The organism is Micromonospora craterilacus (assembly GCF_003236315.1).
In the GTDB taxonomy this organism is placed as follows: domain Bacteria; phylum Actinomycetota; class Actinomycetes; order Mycobacteriales; family Micromonosporaceae; genus Micromonospora; species Micromonospora craterilacus.
Genome location: NZ_POTY01000015.1, coordinates 20883 through 36975, shown reverse-complemented (window position 1 = coordinate 36975; position 16093 = coordinate 20883). Strand labels below are relative to the sequence as shown.

Sequence of the window (16093 nt, the reverse complement as noted above, 5' to 3'; positions counted from 1 at the left end):
TGGACGGATGAGGCAGCGCCCCGGCGAGGCGGGAGAGCGCTCTCTTTATCGCAGTCTGTCGATTTGTTGAGCTTTAGTCAAGGTTGTTAACAACGATCATTTGGGTTGCCCCTGGGCCGGTCGTCGGTACGGTGCTGGACCGTGGGCTTCGCCAAAGACGCGCGGGACGTACGCGACCAGACGCTGCCGCGGCAGCAGCGGGTGCTGGCCTGGCGGCGGTGCCTGGGCCGGTATGCGCCCTACGGGCTCCGGCAGACCCTGGATCACCTGCGGGCGCGGTTCGGCTCGTTCGACGACCCGGCGGCGCTCGCGGCCGCCGTGTCCGCGCTGGAGGCCAGCCGGGCCGTGTGGTTGGCGGAGGTGGACCGGTTCGGCCGGCACCGACGGGCGGCCAAGGCGCAAGGTCGGCGTCGGGTGACCGTCGCCGACGTCGCCGGCTACCGCCAGTGGGGGTGGCCGGGTGGCGTGCCGGCCGGCGGCCCCGAGCCGGGTGGCCTCGCCGACCGGCCGCTCGCGCCGGAGTTCCTTGCGGCGTACGGGATGGTGCTCTGGGATCCGGTGCCGGTGAACCATCGCCGGCGGGTGCGCCGGCTGCCTGCGGCCCGCTCGCCGTACGCGGCGTTCTTCGGCCTGCTCGGTTGCGGCGGCTTCGGGCTGGCGCTGCTCGCCCTGGTTGGCTGGGCGCTCCTCGATCCGCCCGTCGTCGCGGGGTGGTCGTTCGCGGTGGCCGGGGTGGTCGCGCTGGTCTTCTTCGCCTGGCGCGAATCGGGTCGGGTCGTGCACCGTCCGGGCCTGGCCGCCGAGAATGACCGGGTCCGGGCGCTCGCCGACGCGGCCGAGGCGCGGTGGCGAGCGCAGCGGCGGCGCTCGTTCGACCTCCGGTGACCGTCAACCGGAGGTTGACGGTGACGTGCCGTCAACCTAGAGTTGACGCATGACGAATCCTGTCCAGATGAGCAATCCGGTCCGCCTCGACGAACTGATCGAGGCCATCAAGAAGGCCCACTCCGACGCCCTCGACCAGCTCACCGACGCGGTCATGGTGGCCGACCACATCGGCGAGATCGCCGACCACCTGATCGGCCACTTCGTCGACCAGGCCCGGCGATCCGGGGCCTCGTGGACCGAGATCGGCCGCAGCATGGGAGTGAGCAAGCAGGCCGCGCAGAAGCGTTTCGTGCCCCGGGCCGACGCCGCACCGCTGGACCCGCAACAGGGGTTCAGCCGCTTCACCCCGCGGGCCCGTAACGTCGTGATGGCGTCGCAGAACGAGGCCCGGGCCGCCGGCAACGCCGAGATCGGCCCGGTTCACCTGGTGCTCGGCCTGCTCGCTGAGCCGGAGGCGCTGGCCGTGAAGGCGCTGGCCGCCGGCGGCGTGTCGGTGGAGGCGGTGCGCGAGGCGGCCACCGCCGCGCTGCCGGCGTCGTCGGGTGAGGCGCCCGAGCTCATCCCGTACGACGCGGCGGGCAAGAAGGCGCTGGAGTTGACCTTCCGCGAGGCGCTGCGGCTGGGGCACAACTACATCGGCACCGAGCACATCCTGCTGGCGCTGCTGGAGCAGGAGGACGGCGAGGGCGTGCTCACCGGCCTCGGCGTCGACAAGGCCGCCACCGAGGCGAACATCGTGGCGACCCTCGCCCGGATCCAGGCCTTCCCGACGGAGTAGGAGAGAGACCGCCGATCGGACGGTGATCGACGGTCTCTCGGTGGTCAGGACGCGGTGGGGAAGTCGTACCGGGCGGCGTGCTCCGGGTCGGCCGGGTCGATCTGGCGCAGCCCGGCGTCGGCGAGGCGCTTGTTGACCTCGTCGAGCCGCTCGCGCACCAACTGGGCCTCCTCCTCGGTGACCCGACCCCGGTGCGGCTTGCCCGCGTGCTCGACAGTGCCGTAGTCGATCTTCTCGGCACTGCGGCGCGTCTTCGGCGGGCGTACCCGCTCAGCGGTCTTCAGCAGTTGCGCCATCGGCACGTCGGTGGCCATGGCGTCGAACTCGCTCGCGGTCAGCACCACCCGACGCGGTTCGCCGTGGCCGTGCCGGTCGTGGATCTCGACCACCGCCACGTCCAGCGCGGCGTCGTCGATGCTCTCCACCTCGACCGGTGTCGCGTCCAGCTGCACGGGCCCGGCCACCAGGTCAGGGTGCTCCAGGACGACGATGCGGACGGCCTCGTCGTCGGGTCGCAGCACCGTGCCGGTGAAGTCGGAGACGTGGATCGTCTTCTTGCCCATGTGCGCAGCAGCTCCTGTCGTAACCCGGTCAAAGGACCAGAAGACGTTACCCGACAGGTGTGCGAAAGACCGCGCTGGCTCGCCGTGCGTCAGAGGGTGTTGAGGTGGCTCCGGGCGAAGGTGCCCGCCGGCAGTTCGTTCAGCGCGTGCCAGGAAAGGGCGCCGACGTCGGTGCGGTGGCCGCGGTACGGCGGCTGGGCCGGGAAGCGTCCGGCGGCCGTACGACCGTGCCATATCCGCTCGATGTCCTGCTGGTAACGGTCGTTCGGCTGATTCGGCATGACCCCCACCGTTGCAAAGAAATTTGTCCATGTATGGAATTAGGTATGACGGTTGATCGATGGATAGGGTTCCCGCCCGGGGCGGTCATCGCCGGATCGGTTCGCCCTGCCGACCCGCCCCCCGTACCGTGAGCGGCGTCGAGGCGGCAGCGACGGCGCAGGAGGTGGGTGATGCTCGACCGGCGGCTTCACCTGCACCTGGCGACCTGGCTGGGGCAGTGGCCGGCCGGCCCGGGTCGGCACGTCGTGGGGTCGGCGCGGCGCGCCCGACCGGCCTGGGACGGTCGGCTGCGCCCGGCGATCGCGGTCACCGCGGGGGCGAGCACCGTGTTGTCCGTGCCCCCGGACCGGGTCGCGGCGGTGCGTGACCTGCTCCGGCGGCCGGACCAGCTGCTGCGTGCCCTGCCGGCGGCGGTCGGCCATCCCGACTGGGTGATCCACGACGACGTGTTCCGGTGGAGCGTCGCGCCGGCGCCCCTGCCGGACGTCGGCGAGTGGATTGCACCCAGCACCGTCGGGCTGCCGTCCTGGCTGCGCCTGTTCGACCAGGACGTGCTGGTGGCCCGGGACGACCGGGGCCGCTACCTGGCGGGTGTCGGGATCAAGCGCCACGACCGGCACGGGCACGAGCTGGCGGTGGGTACGGTGCCCGCCGCCCGGGGGCGGGGACTGGCCCGGCGGCTGGTCGCCCAGGCCGCCCGCCGGGTGCTCGACGACGGCGCCATACCGACCTACCTGCACGACCGGGGCAACGCCGCCTCCGCCCGGGTGGCCGAGGCGGCCGGCTTCCCGGACCGGGGCTGGCGATCGTACGGGGTCTACCCCAGCTGAGCGCTGACGGCAGGGCGCGGACCGTGGATCCCGGGCCGGATCCACGGTCCGCAGCCTCCCCCCAGGCCCGTGTGAGGCTCGATGCCGATCACGCTACGTATTCGACAGTCGGTCGGCAAGTCGCCACCGCGCGCTCTGTGGTGTCGAATTGTGGACTTGAGCTGGAACGATGCTCGCCGGTGCGTCGGCCGTCCGAGGTCACGCAGCGTGGGATCCGGCTCAGCCGGTCAGGCCCAGCGCCTCGGCGGCGGCCCGGCCGTTGGCGTGGCTCGCGCCGTACGTGGTGACGAAGGCCCGTGCGTCGACCGGCCGCCAGTTGGCCGGCCAGCCCATCTCCACCACGATCACCGGGTGCGTGGCGGCCAGCGTGGCGGCCAGCTCGGGGCCGCCGGGCAGGCGGTGCAGGTGCCGGCCGACCAGCACGATCGGGCGGGTGCCGGCGTGTCGGCGCAGCGCGTCCGGGTCGGCCTCGGCGGCCACCACCCGGATCTCCTCGGTGCCGTTCAGGTGTGGCCCGAGGCCCCACGGCACCCGACCCTCGGCGATGGTGGACGCGGCGTGCAACTGCACCACCAGGGGGTGGTCCAGGCCGGCCAGCACGCCCTCCACCCGTACGGCGCGGCGGGCCGCCGCGTACCCCAGGTCGGTGGGGGTGCCGGTGGTCGTGCCGGCGGCCCGGGTCCAGGCGGCGAGTTCGGCGGCGCGGCCGGCCGCCTGCTCGACGCGGGCCCGGGCCAGCCGGCCGTCGCCGAGCGCGGCCACGATCTCGGCGGCCACCCGCTCGACCAGGCCGGCGTCGACCTTCGCGCCGATGCAGAGCAGGTCCGCACCGGCGGCCAGGGCCCGCACGGCACCGGGTGCGATTCCGCCGGCGGCGAGCGCGGCGCCCTTCATCTCCAGCGCGTCGGTGACCACGGCGCCGGTGAAGCCGTACTCGTCGCGCAGCAGGTCCACCAGCACGGTGCGGCTGAACGTGGCCGGCCCGTCGCCGGTCAGCGCCGGCACCCGGATGTGCGCGGTCATCACCGCCTTCGCTCCGGCGGCGATCACCGCGGCGAACGGCGGCAGGTCGCGCTGGCGCAGCACGTCGGGTGAAACGTCCACGGTGGGCAGTTCGTAATGCGAGTCGGCTACCGTGGCGCCGTGGCCGGGGAAGTGCTTGGCGCAGGCGGCCACCCCGGCGGCCTGGAGGCCGGCGGTGGCGGCGGCGGAGTGCGCGGCGACCCTGACCGGCTCGGCGCCGAACGACCGGGTGCCGATGACCGGGTTGTCGTCGGCGCTGTTGACGTCGACGGTGGGTGCCAGGTTGACGCTGATGCCGAGCGCGGCCAGTTCCGCGCCGATGGCCTGGTAGACCCGGCGGGTGAGCGCCACGTCGCCGATCGCGCCGAGCGCGGCGTTGCCCGGGTACGGGCTGCCGGTGGCGTGCGCCAGCCGGGTCACGTCGCCGCCCTCCTCGTCGATGGCGATCAGGACGTCGGCCCGGCCGGCGCGCAGCGCGGCCGTACTGGCCGCAACCTGCGCCGGATCGTGGATGTTCGTGCCGAACAGGGTGTGCCCGGCCAGCCCGTCGGCGACCAGGTCGACCGCCCAGTCGGGCGGGACCGGTCCCGGGTACGCGGCCAGCAGTGTGCCCAGCGCGAGCCGGCGCAGTCCTGGATCCAGCCCCACGTGATCTCTCCTCTCGGTGCCGGCCGGCGCGGAGGTCGTACCGGGTCGGCGGAGAGCCGCGCTCTCACCCGGCCGATACGCTACGGCTACCCGTTCGCAGGTCGGTTTACAGTTAGCAAAGTTTACTAAAACGAGGACATTGCATGAGTGCGACCCGGCTCCCCGGCACCCCACGGCTGTTGCGGGCCCTCAACGACCGCGCGGCACTGGAGTTGCTGCTGGAGCAGGGGCCGTTGACCCGCGCCCGGATCGGCGAGTTGACCGGCCTGTCCAAGGTCACCGCCTCGCAGCTGGTGGAACGGCTGGAGGAGCGTGGGCTGGTCACCCGGGTCGGTGAGCAGGCCGGTGGGCGGGGACCGAACGCACAGCTCTACGCGGTGCGGCCGGGCAGCGCGTACGTGGTCGGGGTGGACGTCGGCCCGGAGCGGGTGGTGGCCGCCTGCGCCGACATCACCGGCGCCGTGGTCGGTCGGGTGGAGCAGTCCACCCGGGACACCGACGACCCGGTGGGCGTGGTGCACAACGCCGTCGTCCAGGCGGCCAGCAGCGCCGGGGCCCACCTGTCGAGCGTACGCCGGATCGTGCTGGGCACCCCCGGCCTGGTCGACCCGGGCACCGGCGACATCACCTTCGCGTTCAACCTGCCCCGCTGGCACCGGGGCCTGCTCGCCGCGCTCCGCGACGACCTGGACACCCCGGTGGTCTTCGAGAACGACGTCAACCTCGCCGCGGTGGCCGAGGCGCAGTCCGGCGCGGCCCAGGGGCTGTCCGACTTCGTGCTGGTCTGGGTCGGCGCCGGTGTCGGCCTGGCCATCGTGCTGGGCGGGCGGCTGCACCACGGCAGCAGCGGCGCCGCCGGCGAGATCGGCTACCTGCCGGTCCCCGGCGCGACCATCCCGCGCGACGTCTCCCGCCGGGCCAAGCCGGCCTTCCAGCAACTCGCCGGCGCGGACGCGATCCGGGTCCTGGCCCGCGAGCACGGCTACCCGGACGGCGTCGCCGCCGACGCGGTGCGGGCCGCGATCGCCGACGGCACCGCCGGCGGGCCGATGCTCGACGAGGTGGCCCGCCGGCTCGCCCTCGGCGTGGCGAGCACCTGTGTGGTGCTGGACCCCCCGCTGGTGGTCCTCGCCGGCGAGGTGGGCCAGGCCGGCGGGGCGGCGCTGGCCGAGCGGGTGCAGCACGAGGTCGCCGCGATCACGCTGGTGCGGCCCCGGGTGGTGCCCACCGGTCTGACCGAGGAGCCGATCCTGCGCGGGGCGCTGCGTACCGCGCTGGACGCCGTCCGGGACGAGGTCTTCGGCTCCACGGTCGGCTGAGCCGCTCCGCACCTGCGGCCCGGCCGCCGTGCCCCGTCCGGCTGCGTCGCCGTCCATGTGAAGAAATTCTTCACCACCGCCCTGGGATGCGGCAAGCCTTTGCCGCGCCCCAGGGCGCGTGCCAGGGTCAGATCGGCCGGGATCAGGTCAGGTCGCGGCGCCGGAACATGGCGAAGGCCGCAGCGGTGAGCCCGGAGGTGAGCAGCAGCAGGACGGTGAGCGCCGGCCCCCAGGTCAGCGTGTAGTTGCCGGTGCAGGAGCCGTAGGGTGGGCAGGGAGTGTTGTCCCAGAAGCTCATCTCCCCGGCCAGCCACGCACCGATGTAGCTGACGAGCATCAGCTGGTCGTGTCGGGCCACCTCCAGGATCTGCAGCACGATCCGGCCACCCAGCTCCCACAGCACCAGGTACGCGGCCACCGCGCCGAGCGCCGCCGAGGTGTGCCGGCCAATCGTGGCGATGGCGAAGCCGCCCGCCGTGACCAGGAGCACCAGCACCAGGCCACGGCCCCAGACGGCGCCCAGCGACGCCCAGAACGCCGCGTTCGTCGGGCCGGGATAACCAGCGATCTGGGCGATGACCCAGAAGGTGACGAGGTAGGCGGCCGAGGCGAGCAGCGACAAGCCCAGCACCGCCCCGAGCAGGGTGCCGAGCTTGGCGCCCAGCACGGTCAGCCGGCGCGGTCGCCACAACAGCAGGTTGACCACCCCGCCCGAGTTCAGGTCGGCGCCGATGTAGGACGCCCCGACCAGGAAGCCGAACAGCATCAGGAACGCCACCAGGAAGTACAGCAGCGGCATGGCCTGCCGGGTGAAGGTGAACACCCCGCTCAGGTAGTCGGCGGTCACCGGCTGGTACTCCCGCAACGCCGGATCCAGCTGGCTGCAGTCGTCCGGCAGGTAGCTGAAGTCGTCGGCGGTCCTTGGTACATCGCCCCGATCCCGGGCCAGGCACCGGTCGTGCTCCAACTCCATGGCGCGCCGGTCGGAGGCGACCTGTCGCTGGGCCTCGGCCAGCTCCACGGCGGTGGGCGTGTGCGAACTGGCCAGCGTGGTCGCCGCCGTCACCCCGAACGCCAGCACCAGCAGTACGACCATGAGCTGCACGAAGCGGCGGGCGCCCAGCCGCTCCAACTCGGCACGGATCAGGTTCACGCGTCCACTCCCCGGGTGTCGAGGTCGATCATCCGGCCGGTGCCCGGTTCGTGGTGCGGCGCCGAGCCGTCCACCTGCCGGGGCACCCCCGGCTGCGCCGGAGCGTTGGTCAGCTCCAGGAAGACGCTCTCCAGGTCCGGCCGCAGCGGGGTCAGCTCGCGTACCCAGACACCCTGCTCGCCCAGCGTCCGGCTGACCGTGGCCGGATCCGGTACGCCACTCACCACCAGGTGGTCGGCGTGCCCGGTGACCGTCAACCCAGCGGCCAGCAGCAGCTCCTCGGCCCGGGGAAGGTCGTCGACGCGGACCAGGCACTCGTCGCGGTCGAAACCGGCCAGCACCTCGTCCACCCGGCCGGCCGCCACCCGCCGGCCCCGCGAAATGATCGTGACGTGGTCGCAGATCAGCTGGATCTCGGCCAGAATGTGGCTGGACACCAGCACCGTCACCCCGTTGGCCGCGAGCGACCGCATCAGGTCCCGCATCTCCCGGATGCCGGCCGGGTCCAGCCCGTTGGCCGGCTCGTCCAGGATCAGCAACTCGGGGCGCTTGAGCAGGGCCGAGGCCACCGCCAGGCGCTGCTTCATGCCCAGCGAGTAGCCCTTGACCCGCTCGTGGCCCCGATCGTGCAGCCCGACCTGCGCCAGCACCTCGTCGACCCGGCTGACCGGCACGCCACCGGCCAGGGCGAGCAGCCGCAGCGTGCGGTACGCGGTGAAGTTGCCGAAGAACTGCGGGCTCTCCACGATCGCCCCGACCCGACCGGCGACCTGCGGCAGCCGCTCCGGCGCGCTGGCACCGAGCACCGTCATCCGCCCGTCGTCGGCGCGTACCAGCCCGAGCAGCGCCCGCAGCGTGGTCGTCTTGCCCGACCCGTTCGGCCCCAGGAACCCGTGCACCTGACCGGCCTCGACCAGCAGGTCGAACCCGTCGACGGCGACCCGCCGACCCCGGCGCACGCTGTGGAAGGTCTTGCGGAGACCCTCGATCTCGATAACCCCGGTCACAGGGCGTCCTCCGGATGGGGTGAGCAATGACACGGCGCCTCACCCTACGGCCGCAGCGCCCGCCCGTGGGGGCGGCACGGCACTGCGTGGTTGGATGGGCGGGTGACTGGTGACCTGATCCCCGGCGCAGGTAGCGCCGAACCCGCCCCCTCGCCCGTGGACGCGGATCTGGTGGTCAGCCTCGACGGCGTCGGCGTACGCCGGTCTGGCACCGCCCTGCTGCACGACGTGGGCTGGCGGGTGGAGCTGGACGAGCGCTGGGTGGTGCTGGGGCCCAACGGCGCCGGCAAGACCACCCTGCTCAACCTCGCGGCCGGGCGGCTGCACCCGACCACCGGCACCGCACACGTGCTCGGGGAACGGATCGGTCGCACCGACGTCACGGAGTTGCGTACCCGCATCGGCCTGTCCACCGCCGCGCTCGCCGAGCGGCTGCCCGCCGAGGAGCGGGTCCGCGACGTGGTGATGACCGCAGCCTGGTCGGTGGTCGGGCGCTGGCGGGAGAGCTACGACCCCGCCGACGAGGCCCGGGCCCGGGCGCTGCTCGACCAGCTCGGCGTCGGCCCGCTGGCCGACCGGACGTACGGCACCCTGTCGGAGGGCGAGCGCAAGCGAGTGCAGATCGCCCGCGCGCTGATGACCGACCCGGAGCTGCTGCTGCTCGACGAGCCGGCGGCCGGGCTGGACCTGGGCGGCCGGGAGGAGCTGGTGGCCCGCCTCGCCGAGCTGGCCCAGGACCCGGACGCCCCGGCGCTCGTACTGGTCACCCACCACGTCGAGGAGATCCCGCCCGGCTTCACCCACGCGTTGCTGTTGCGCGACGGCGCGGTGATGGCGCAGGGTCTGCTGCGCGACACGCTCACCGCCGACAACCTCACCAAGACCTTCGGTCTGCCGCTGCTGGTCGAACGCAACGGCGAGCGCTACACCGCCCGCGCCGCCTGAGGTAGGAGGCTCCCGTGCGACAGACCCGGGTCGTCGTGGTGGGCAGCGCGAACATGGACCTGGTGGCCACCGCCCCGGCGCTCCCCCGGCCGGGGGAGACGATGCTCGGCACCGACTTCGTCACCGTGCCCGGCGGCAAGGGGGCCAACCAGGCCATCGCCGCGGCCCGGGCGGGTGCCGCCTGCGCCTTCCTCGGCGCGATCGGCTCGGACTCGTTCGGCGTGACCCTGCGGGCCCGGATCACCGCCGCCGGCGTCGACACCAGCCAGTTGCGCACCACCTACGGCGACTCGGGTGTGGCGCTGGTGATGGTCAACGCCGAGGGTGAGAACGCGATCCTGGTGACCCCGGGCGCGAACGCCTCGCTGACCGCGCTCACCGGGACCGAACTGGCGGTCGTACGCGACGCCGACGTCATGGTCGCGCAGCTGGAGATCCCGGTGGAGACGGTGACCGAGGCAGCGATGGCCGCCCGGGCCGGCGGCACCCGGGTGGTGCTCAACGCGGCACCGGCCATCCCGGTCCCGCCGGAGCTGTTCGCCGCCGTGGACCTGCTGGTGGTCAACGAGAACGAGGCGCAGGCGTACACCGGTCGGGGCCGGGAGGACCCGCACGCCCTGCTCGACCTGGTGCCCCGGGCGGTGCTGACCCTCGGCGCGCAGGGCGCCTGGTACGGCGACCGGGACGGCACCGCCGTGCACGTCCCCGCGGTCAAGGTGGACACGGTCGACTCGACCGCCGCCGGGGACGCGTTCACCGGCGCGCTCGCCGTGGCCTGGGGTGAGGGCCGGGACCTGGTCGACTCGGTGCGCTGGGCCGCGGCGGCCGGCGCGGCCTGCGTCCGCCGGCTCGGCGCGAGCGTGTCACTGCCGCGTCGCGTCGAGATCGACCAGCTGTACGCGCCGGCGACCTGACCGCTCAACCAGCGGGCGCCGCAGGTCGGGGGCCGTCGGCCCGGCGCCGGCTACGAGTACTGGGTCCGAGAGGGCCTTCCGGTGGTCACCGGGACGGGCCTGAGCCACCGTCCGGTGGACGAGCTGACCCGCGCCCCGCCGGGCCGCCGGCTGCGACTGCTGAAACAGCGGGTGGCCCGCCGCACCTGCCGGCGGTGTCAGCCGGCGTCGTCGCTGAGCTTCTCGCCGCGCCGACGCAGCATCGCCAGGCCGGGAATGCCGGCGACGGCGAGCTTGAGATCCCGGGTCACGTCGAGCAGGTCGTGCAGGTCCGGGCCGACCCGGTCCAGCGTGGCCAGGATCGGCAGGATGTCCGAGGTCAGGTGGGACCGGAGCTTCGGCAACTCGTCGATCAGCCGGACCGCGGCGACCACCTCCTCGTGGCTGAGCTGCTCGACAAAGTGGTTGGCCATCGGGGCGGCCCGCCGCAGCGCCGGCTCGTACGCGGCCAGCAGTTCGGCGGCGGTGGCCGCCGCCTCGGCCGCCACGCCCACCGCGCCGGCCGCCCGGCCGGCCACCGACTCCGCCGTGTCGATGACCACGGCCGCCGCCGCGGCGACCTCGGTGGCGTTGTCCACGGCGGCGGTGGCGGCGGCGCTGATCACCGCGACCTCGCGGACCGCGCCCTCGGCGTCGGTGAGCATCCGGTCGGTGCGGTCGAGGGTCTGCTCGACCCGGTCCACCACCCCGTTGATCCGGGCCAGTAGCGCCTCCACCCCGTCCAGCACGGCGAACGCGCGGGCCGGGATCGCGGCGAAGGAGGTGGCCTGGTCGAAGGCGGAACGGGTGAGGTCGACGACCGCAGCCGGCCGGGGCAGGGGGATTGGCATGGAATCAAGTGTGCGTCGGGCGGGCTCGGCCCGCCGGGCGGCCGGTCACCAGTGGTCGCCCTGCTGTTCCACGGCCCGCTGCACCGCCCGGTAGATCTGCCCGAAGCGCAGCGCGTCCGGGGTGCGCAGCACCAGCACCTCCTGCCGCTGGTACTGCACCCACAGCTCGTGCACCCGGTTGCCGCGCTCGTACGAGCGGTCCAGCCAGCCGAGCGGGATCTCCAGGAACGGCACCAGCGCCAGCGCGATGACCACGCAGGCGGTCAGCACGACCAGCGCCGGCACCCATTCGCCCCGGTCCTGGGCCGACCAGGCCAGCGAGAGTATGCAGATCAGCCCGACCAGCGGCGGCAGGGAGAGCAGCAGGACCAGTACGCCCCGGCCCAGCACGCGGCTCCGTACGGCCAGCGTCGTGCGCCCTTTCGCGTGCCAGACGTACGTGACCTCGCGGATCGGGATGACGTGCCCGGCGGCCCGGATCGACTCCGAGGTCACCTGCACCGCGTCGTCCCGGTAATAGAGCGCCATCACTAAGCCTAACCACCTCCGGGCAACCCGTGTCTGTCACCCGGGCGGCGGTTAACAAGGGGCCCTTCCTATACCGCAAGCGTTAATAAGGTGCCCTTCCTTTCACCTGGGCGAGGGGTGGTGGGCCTCCATGGCCCGTTGCACGGCGCGGTAGATCTGCCCGAAGCGCAGTGCGTCCGGCGTACGCAGCAGCCGTACCGGGTGACCACGCCAACGGATCCAGACCTCCCGCTGGCGGCTGCCCCGGGCGTACGAGCGGTCGAAGTACTCGAAGAGCTGGTCGGCGACCGGCCCGGCGGCCAGCCCGATCAGCACGGAGCCACCGATGACGGCGACGGTGACGGTCGCCGATCCGTCGATCCAGACGCCGATCGCGATGCCGATGACGGCCGCCACCAGCGGGCCGACCATCGCCGCGCCGAGCGCGCCCCGACCGGCCAGCACCCGCCACGACCGGCTGCCCCGGTGGTGCCAGACCTCGGTGATCTCGGCCAGCGGGTAGGCGTCGCCGTTGACGGTGACGGCGCTGGAGGTGACCTGTATGGATCTGTCGTCGTAGTACGTGACCATCGCGGGGTACTCCGGGTGGCGGGACTGGCAGCCAGACTACGTGCCGAACAAGGTGGGTCGTAAGGTTGGACGCGACTTCGACGAGGAAGTGAGGGTCAGCGTGGGCGAGTTCGTGCGGCTGGAGACCAAGGACGGCATCGGGACCATCCGGCTGGAGCGGCCGCCGATGAACGCCCTCAACACCCAGGTGCAGGAGGAGTTGCGGGCCGCCGCGACGGCCGCCACCGCCGACCCGGAGGTCCGCGCGGTCATCGTGTACGGCGGGGAGAAGGTCTTCGCGGCCGGCGCGGACATCAAGGAGATGGCCGACATGTCCTATGTGGACATGGCCGAGCGGGCCGCCGACCTGTCCAGCGCGCTCGGCGCGATCGCCCGGATCCCCAAGCCGGTGGTCGCCGCGATCACCGGCTACGCCCTCGGTGGCGGCTGCGAGCTGGCACTGGCCTGCGACTGGCGGGTGGTGGCCGAGGACGCCAAGCTCGGGCAGCCCGAGATCAAGCTCGGCATCATCCCCGGCGCCGGCGGCACCCAGCGGCTGGCCCGGCTGGTCGGCCCGGCCCGCGCCAAGGACCTGATCATGTCCGGCCGGATGGTCGACGCGCAGGAGGCGCTGCGGATCGGCCTGGCCGACCGGGTCGCCCCGGCCGCCGAGGTCTACGACACCGCGGTGGCCCTGGTGCGGCCGTACCTCAACGGGCCGGTGCAGGCGCTGCGCGCGGCGAAGCTCGCCGTCGACGGTGGCCTGGACATGGACCTGAACTCCGGTCTGGCCTGGGAGAGCCAGCTCTTCGCGGCGCTGTTCGCCACCGACGACCGGCGCGAGGGGATGGCGGCGTTCGTGGCGAAGCGCAAGCCGGACTTCACCGGCCGCTGAGCGCGAGGGCGGTTCACTTTCCTCCTACCGGCCAGTAACGTGTGACTCCGGTCAGGCGACGACGGCGACGAGAGGGAGCGGCGATGACGGAGCGGATCGAAGGCCACGGCGGGGAGCTCGCCCTCGCGGCGTTGCGCGCGTACGGGGTGCGGGAGATGTTCACCCTCTCCGGCGGGCACGTCTTCCCGCTCTACGACGCCGCGCACAAGACCGACTTCCCGATCTACGACGTGCGGCACGAGCAGTCCGCCGTCTTCGCCGCGGAGGCGGTGGCCAAGCTCCAGCGCCGCCCCGGTCTCGCCGTGCTCACCGCCGGCCCCGGCGTCACCAACGGCATCTCCGGGCTGACCAGCGCGTACTTCAACGCCTCGCCGGTGCTGGTGCTGGGTGGGCGGGCCCCGCAGTTCCGCTGGGGCTCGGGCAGCCTCCAGGAGATGGACCATCTGCCGCTGGTCGCCCCGGTCACCAAGCACGCCGAGACGGTGTTCAGCGCCGACGACATCCCCCGGGCGGTCGCCGCCGCGCTGACCACCGCGCTCACCCCGCACCGCGGCCCGGTCTTCCTCGACTTCCCGCTGGAAGCGATCTTCTCGGTGGGTGACGCCGAGCGGCCGGCCGGCCCGGAGATCGCCCCGATCGAGGCCGACCCCGACGAGGTGGCCACCGCCGCCCGCCTGATCGCGGGCGCGGCACGCCCGGTCGTCATCGCCGGCTCCGACGTCTACAGCGGCGACGCCGTGGACGCGCTGCGGGCCGCCGCCGAGGCGCTCACCGTGCCGGTCTTCACCAACGGCATGGGCCGGGGCGCGCTGCCGCCGGAGCACCCGCTGGCCTTCGCCAAGGCCCGCCGGGTGGCTCTCAAGGGCGCCGACGTGGTCGTGGTGGTCGGCACCCCGCTGGACTTCCGGCTCTCCTTCGGCGACTTCGGCGACGCCAAGGTGGTGCACATCGTCGACGCGCCCAGCCAGCGCGCCGGCCACGTCCAGCCCGCCGCCGCTCCCGCCGGCGACCTGCGCGGCATCCTCACCACCCTGGCCGGGTACTCCGGCGACCGGGCCGACCACGGCGACTGGGTCGCGCAGCTGCGTACCGCCGAGGACGCCGCGAAGGCCCGCGACGCCGAGGAGATGGCCGCCGAGACGGACCCGATCCGCCCCGCCCGCGTCTACGGCGAGCTGCGCAAGGTCCTCGCCCGCGACGCCGTCACCATCGGCGACGGCGGCGACTTCGTCTCGTACGCCGGGCGCTACCTGGAGCCGGCCCAGCCCGGCACCTGGCTCGACCCCGGCCCGTACGGCTGCCTCGGCACCGGCATGGGCTACGCGATGGGTGCCCGGGTCACCCACCCCGACCGGCAGGTCTGTGTGCTGATGGGCGACGGCGCGGCCGGGTTCTCGCTGATGGACGTGGAGTCCCTGGCCCGGCAGAAGTTGCCGGTGGTCATCGTGGTCGGCAACAACGGCATCTGGGGGCTGGAGAAGCACCCGATGCAGGCCATGTACGGCTACGACGTCGCCGCTGACCTCCAGCCCGCGCTGCGCTACGACCAGGTGGTCAGCGCGCTCGGCGGGGCGGGCGAGACGGTGGCCAAGGCGGCCGACCTGGGGCCGGCCCTGCACCGGGCGTTCGACGCCGGGGTGCCGTACCTGGTCAACGTGATCACCGACCCGGCCGACGCGTACCCCCGTTCCTCGAACCTGGCCTGAGCCGCGGCCCCGCCCCGGCCGTCACACCTCGGGGCGGGGTCCCTCGCGCGGCGGGTCGCCCTCGCGCTTACGCAGGTCGTCCTCGCGCTTACGCAGGTCCTCCTCCCAGCGACGGAAGAGTTCCTGGTCCTCCTTGCGGGACCGTTCCTCGATCGAGCGGAGGAACTCGGGATCGTCGTCCGGGGCGACCGGCTGGGCCGGCCGGCGTTCGGCGGGCCGAGGGCCCGTCGCCCAGGTGCCGGCGGTCTTGCGCTCGCGCCCGGCGAGGAACCAGGCGATCGAGCCGACCAGCGGGAAGAACAGGATGATCAGCACCCAGGCGATCCGGGGCAGGTGACGGATGTCGTCTTCCTCTGCGGAGAGGCAGCTGATCAGGGCGCAGACGGCGAGGACGACCTGCACCACGAAGAGAAGTATGTACAGCCGGGCCATGTACCCATCATGGCCTACCCGGCACAGCGGTCACACCCCGCGCAACACCAGCAGGATGCCGATCAATGCGAATCCGATGGCGCACAGGCTGACCAGGGCGAGGGTGCGCCCGCCGGTGCCGGGTACCCCGCTGCCGGTGGCCCGCCGCCAGCAGAGCGTGACGGTGACGCCCCAGCCGAGGACGGCCAGCACCGCCAGCGCCGCCCCGGCCCGGCCGCCGGCCAGCGCGAGCCGGACGGTGAGCATCGCCACCACGGTCACCGTCAGTGCGGTGCGCCGCCAGGCGAGACGGGTCCGCTCGGGTTGCAGCCCCGGGTCGCGGGCCGGCGCCCCGGCCCCGTTCATCCGTTGATCGCGCCGGCCAGCACCGCCAGCACCAGCAGCAGCGCGCCGAGGCCGACGACGAGGGCGAGCACGGCCGGGAAGCGGGACGCGGGCAGCTCCTCACCGAGCCGGATGGCCCGTTCGATCCGTGCCCAGTGGTCCACCGCGCGGATGGCGACCGCGCCACCGAGCAGCAGCAACGCCACGGCGATCGCCTCCCGCAGGTGGACCAGCGACAGGTTGGGCAGGAACTGTGCGGCGGCGAGCCCGCCGGCGACCAGGGCGAGCCCGGTGCGGAGCCAGGCCAGGAAGGTGCGCTCGTTGGCCAGCGAGAAGCGGTAGTCGGGGGTATTGCCCACCGACCGCAACTCCCGCGGGTCGAACCAGTTCCTGATCCTCTGCCACACAGTTGCGATTATCCGGTTGCTCTCGGGGGCATT

Annotated in this window: 19 protein-coding genes; 8 read left to right on the top strand and 11 right to left on the bottom strand. The window is 73.3% G+C overall.

Features of this window, described 5'->3' with window-relative positions:
* Window positions 1–141 precede the first annotated feature (141 nt).
* Both C1I95_RS04585 and C1I95_RS04580 read left to right on the top strand, forming a co-directional pair.
* Complete coding sequence (locus C1I95_RS04585; protein ID WP_111212500.1) at window positions 142–885, top strand: hypothetical protein; 744 nt, start codon at window positions 142–144, stop codon at window positions 883–885.
* 49 nt (window positions 886–934) lie between these two features.
* Complete coding sequence (locus C1I95_RS04580; protein WP_111212499.1) at window positions 935–1666, top strand: Clp protease N-terminal domain-containing protein; 732 nt, start codon at window positions 935–937, stop codon at window positions 1664–1666.
* Window positions 1667–1710: 44 nt separating this feature from the next.
* Here C1I95_RS04580 and C1I95_RS04575 read toward each other — a convergent pair whose 3' ends face one another.
* Window positions 1711–2229 (bottom strand): hypothetical protein, encoded by a 519-nt coding sequence (locus C1I95_RS04575; protein ID WP_111212498.1) that lies wholly within the window; start codon window positions 2227–2229, stop codon window positions 1711–1713.
* Window positions 2230–2318: 89 nt separating this feature from the next.
* Complete coding sequence (locus C1I95_RS04570; protein WP_111212497.1) at window positions 2319–2510, bottom strand: DNA repair protein; 192 nt, start codon at window positions 2508–2510, stop codon at window positions 2319–2321.
* Window positions 2511–2681: 171 nt separating this feature from the next.
* Here C1I95_RS04570 and C1I95_RS04565 point away from each other — a divergent pair, with 171 nt between their 5' ends.
* The gene (locus C1I95_RS04565) at window positions 2682–3341 is read left to right on the top strand and encodes a GNAT family N-acetyltransferase (RefSeq protein ID WP_111212496.1); all 660 of its coding nucleotides are present in this window, start codon (window positions 2682–2684) and stop codon (window positions 3339–3341) included.
* Window positions 3342–3560: 219 nt separating this feature from the next.
* Here C1I95_RS04565 and C1I95_RS04560 read toward each other — a convergent pair whose 3' ends face one another.
* Window positions 3561–5012 (bottom strand): glycoside hydrolase family 3 N-terminal domain-containing protein, encoded by a 1452-nt coding sequence (locus C1I95_RS04560; protein WP_111212495.1) that lies wholly within the window; start codon window positions 5010–5012, stop codon window positions 3561–3563.
* Between the two features lie 143 nt (window positions 5013–5155).
* Here C1I95_RS04560 and C1I95_RS04555 point away from each other — a divergent pair, with 143 nt between their 5' ends.
* A complete protein-coding gene (locus C1I95_RS04555; protein WP_111212494.1) occupies window positions 5156–6331 on the top strand; it encodes an ROK family transcriptional regulator in 1176 nt (391 codons plus the stop codon).
* Window positions 6332–6473: 142 nt separating this feature from the next.
* On the opposite strand, the gene C1I95_RS04550 is transcribed toward C1I95_RS04555, so the two are convergent.
* Together C1I95_RS04550 and C1I95_RS04545 are read right to left on the bottom strand one after the other, a co-directional pair.
* On the bottom strand, window positions 6474–7484 hold the full coding sequence (locus C1I95_RS04550) for an ABC transporter permease subunit (RefSeq protein ID WP_111212493.1): 1011 nt from the start codon (window positions 7482–7484) through the stop codon (window positions 6474–6476).
* Complete coding sequence (locus tag C1I95_RS04545; RefSeq protein ID WP_111212492.1) at window positions 7481–8491, bottom strand: ABC transporter ATP-binding protein; 1011 nt, start codon at window positions 8489–8491, stop codon at window positions 7481–7483. The genes C1I95_RS04550 and C1I95_RS04545 overlap by 4 nt, the downstream gene beginning before the upstream one ends.
* Before the next feature lie 102 nt (window positions 8492–8593).
* On the opposite strand from C1I95_RS04545, the gene C1I95_RS04540 reads away from it, so the two are divergent.
* The gene (locus tag C1I95_RS04540; RefSeq protein ID WP_111212491.1) at window positions 8594–9436 is read left to right on the top strand and encodes an ABC transporter ATP-binding protein; all 843 of its coding nucleotides are present in this window, start codon (window positions 8594–8596) and stop codon (window positions 9434–9436) included.
* Window positions 9437–9450: 14 nt separating this feature from the next.
* Window positions 9451–10350, top strand: a complete 900-nt coding sequence (locus C1I95_RS04535) for a ribokinase (protein WP_111212490.1) — start codon at window positions 9451–9453, stop codon at window positions 10348–10350.
* Window positions 10351–10547: 197 nt separating this feature from the next.
* On the opposite strand, the gene C1I95_RS04530 is transcribed toward C1I95_RS04535, so the two are convergent.
* From C1I95_RS04530 to C1I95_RS04520, 3 genes are all read right to left on the bottom strand, one after another.
* A complete protein-coding gene (locus C1I95_RS04530) occupies window positions 10548–11219 on the bottom strand; it encodes a hypothetical protein (RefSeq protein WP_111212489.1) in 672 nt (223 codons plus the stop codon).
* A gap of 45 nt (window positions 11220–11264) precedes the next feature.
* Window positions 11265–11747, bottom strand: a complete 483-nt coding sequence (locus C1I95_RS04525) for a DUF6232 family protein (RefSeq protein ID WP_111212488.1) — start codon at window positions 11745–11747, stop codon at window positions 11265–11267.
* Between the two features lie 102 nt (window positions 11748–11849).
* Complete coding sequence (locus tag C1I95_RS04520; RefSeq protein WP_111212487.1) at window positions 11850–12317, bottom strand: DUF6232 family protein; 468 nt, start codon at window positions 12315–12317, stop codon at window positions 11850–11852.
* 100 nt (window positions 12318–12417) lie between these two features.
* Here C1I95_RS04520 and C1I95_RS04515 point away from each other — a divergent pair, with 100 nt between their 5' ends.
* Window positions 12418–13191 (top strand): enoyl-CoA hydratase/isomerase family protein, encoded by a 774-nt coding sequence (locus tag C1I95_RS04515; protein ID WP_111212511.1) that lies wholly within the window; start codon window positions 12418–12420, stop codon window positions 13189–13191.
* Between the two features lie 83 nt (window positions 13192–13274).
* Window positions 13275–14897, top strand: coding sequence for an acetolactate synthase (locus C1I95_RS04510; RefSeq protein ID WP_111212486.1), 1623 nt, complete (start codon window positions 13275–13277; stop codon window positions 14895–14897).
* Between the two features lie 21 nt (window positions 14898–14918).
* On the opposite strand, the gene C1I95_RS04505 is transcribed toward C1I95_RS04510, so the two are convergent.
* The 3 genes from C1I95_RS04505 to C1I95_RS04495 are packed head-to-tail and all read right to left on the bottom strand — an operon-like array spanning window position 14919 to window position 16060.
* Window positions 14919–15329 carry a PLD nuclease N-terminal domain-containing protein gene (locus C1I95_RS04505; RefSeq protein ID WP_111212485.1) on the bottom strand — a complete coding sequence of 137 codons (411 nt, stop codon included), beginning with the start codon at window positions 15327–15329 and terminating at the stop codon, window positions 14919–14921.
* 30 nt (window positions 15330–15359) lie between these two features.
* Window positions 15360–15674, bottom strand: coding sequence for a DUF202 domain-containing protein (locus C1I95_RS04500; protein ID WP_111212484.1), 315 nt, complete (start codon window positions 15672–15674; stop codon window positions 15360–15362).
* The gene (locus tag C1I95_RS04495; RefSeq protein WP_111212483.1) at window positions 15671–16060 is read right to left on the bottom strand and encodes a YidH family protein; all 390 of its coding nucleotides are present in this window, start codon (window positions 16058–16060) and stop codon (window positions 15671–15673) included. The genes C1I95_RS04500 and C1I95_RS04495 overlap by 4 nt, the downstream gene beginning before the upstream one ends.
* Between the last annotated feature and the right edge of the window lie 33 nt (window positions 16061–16093).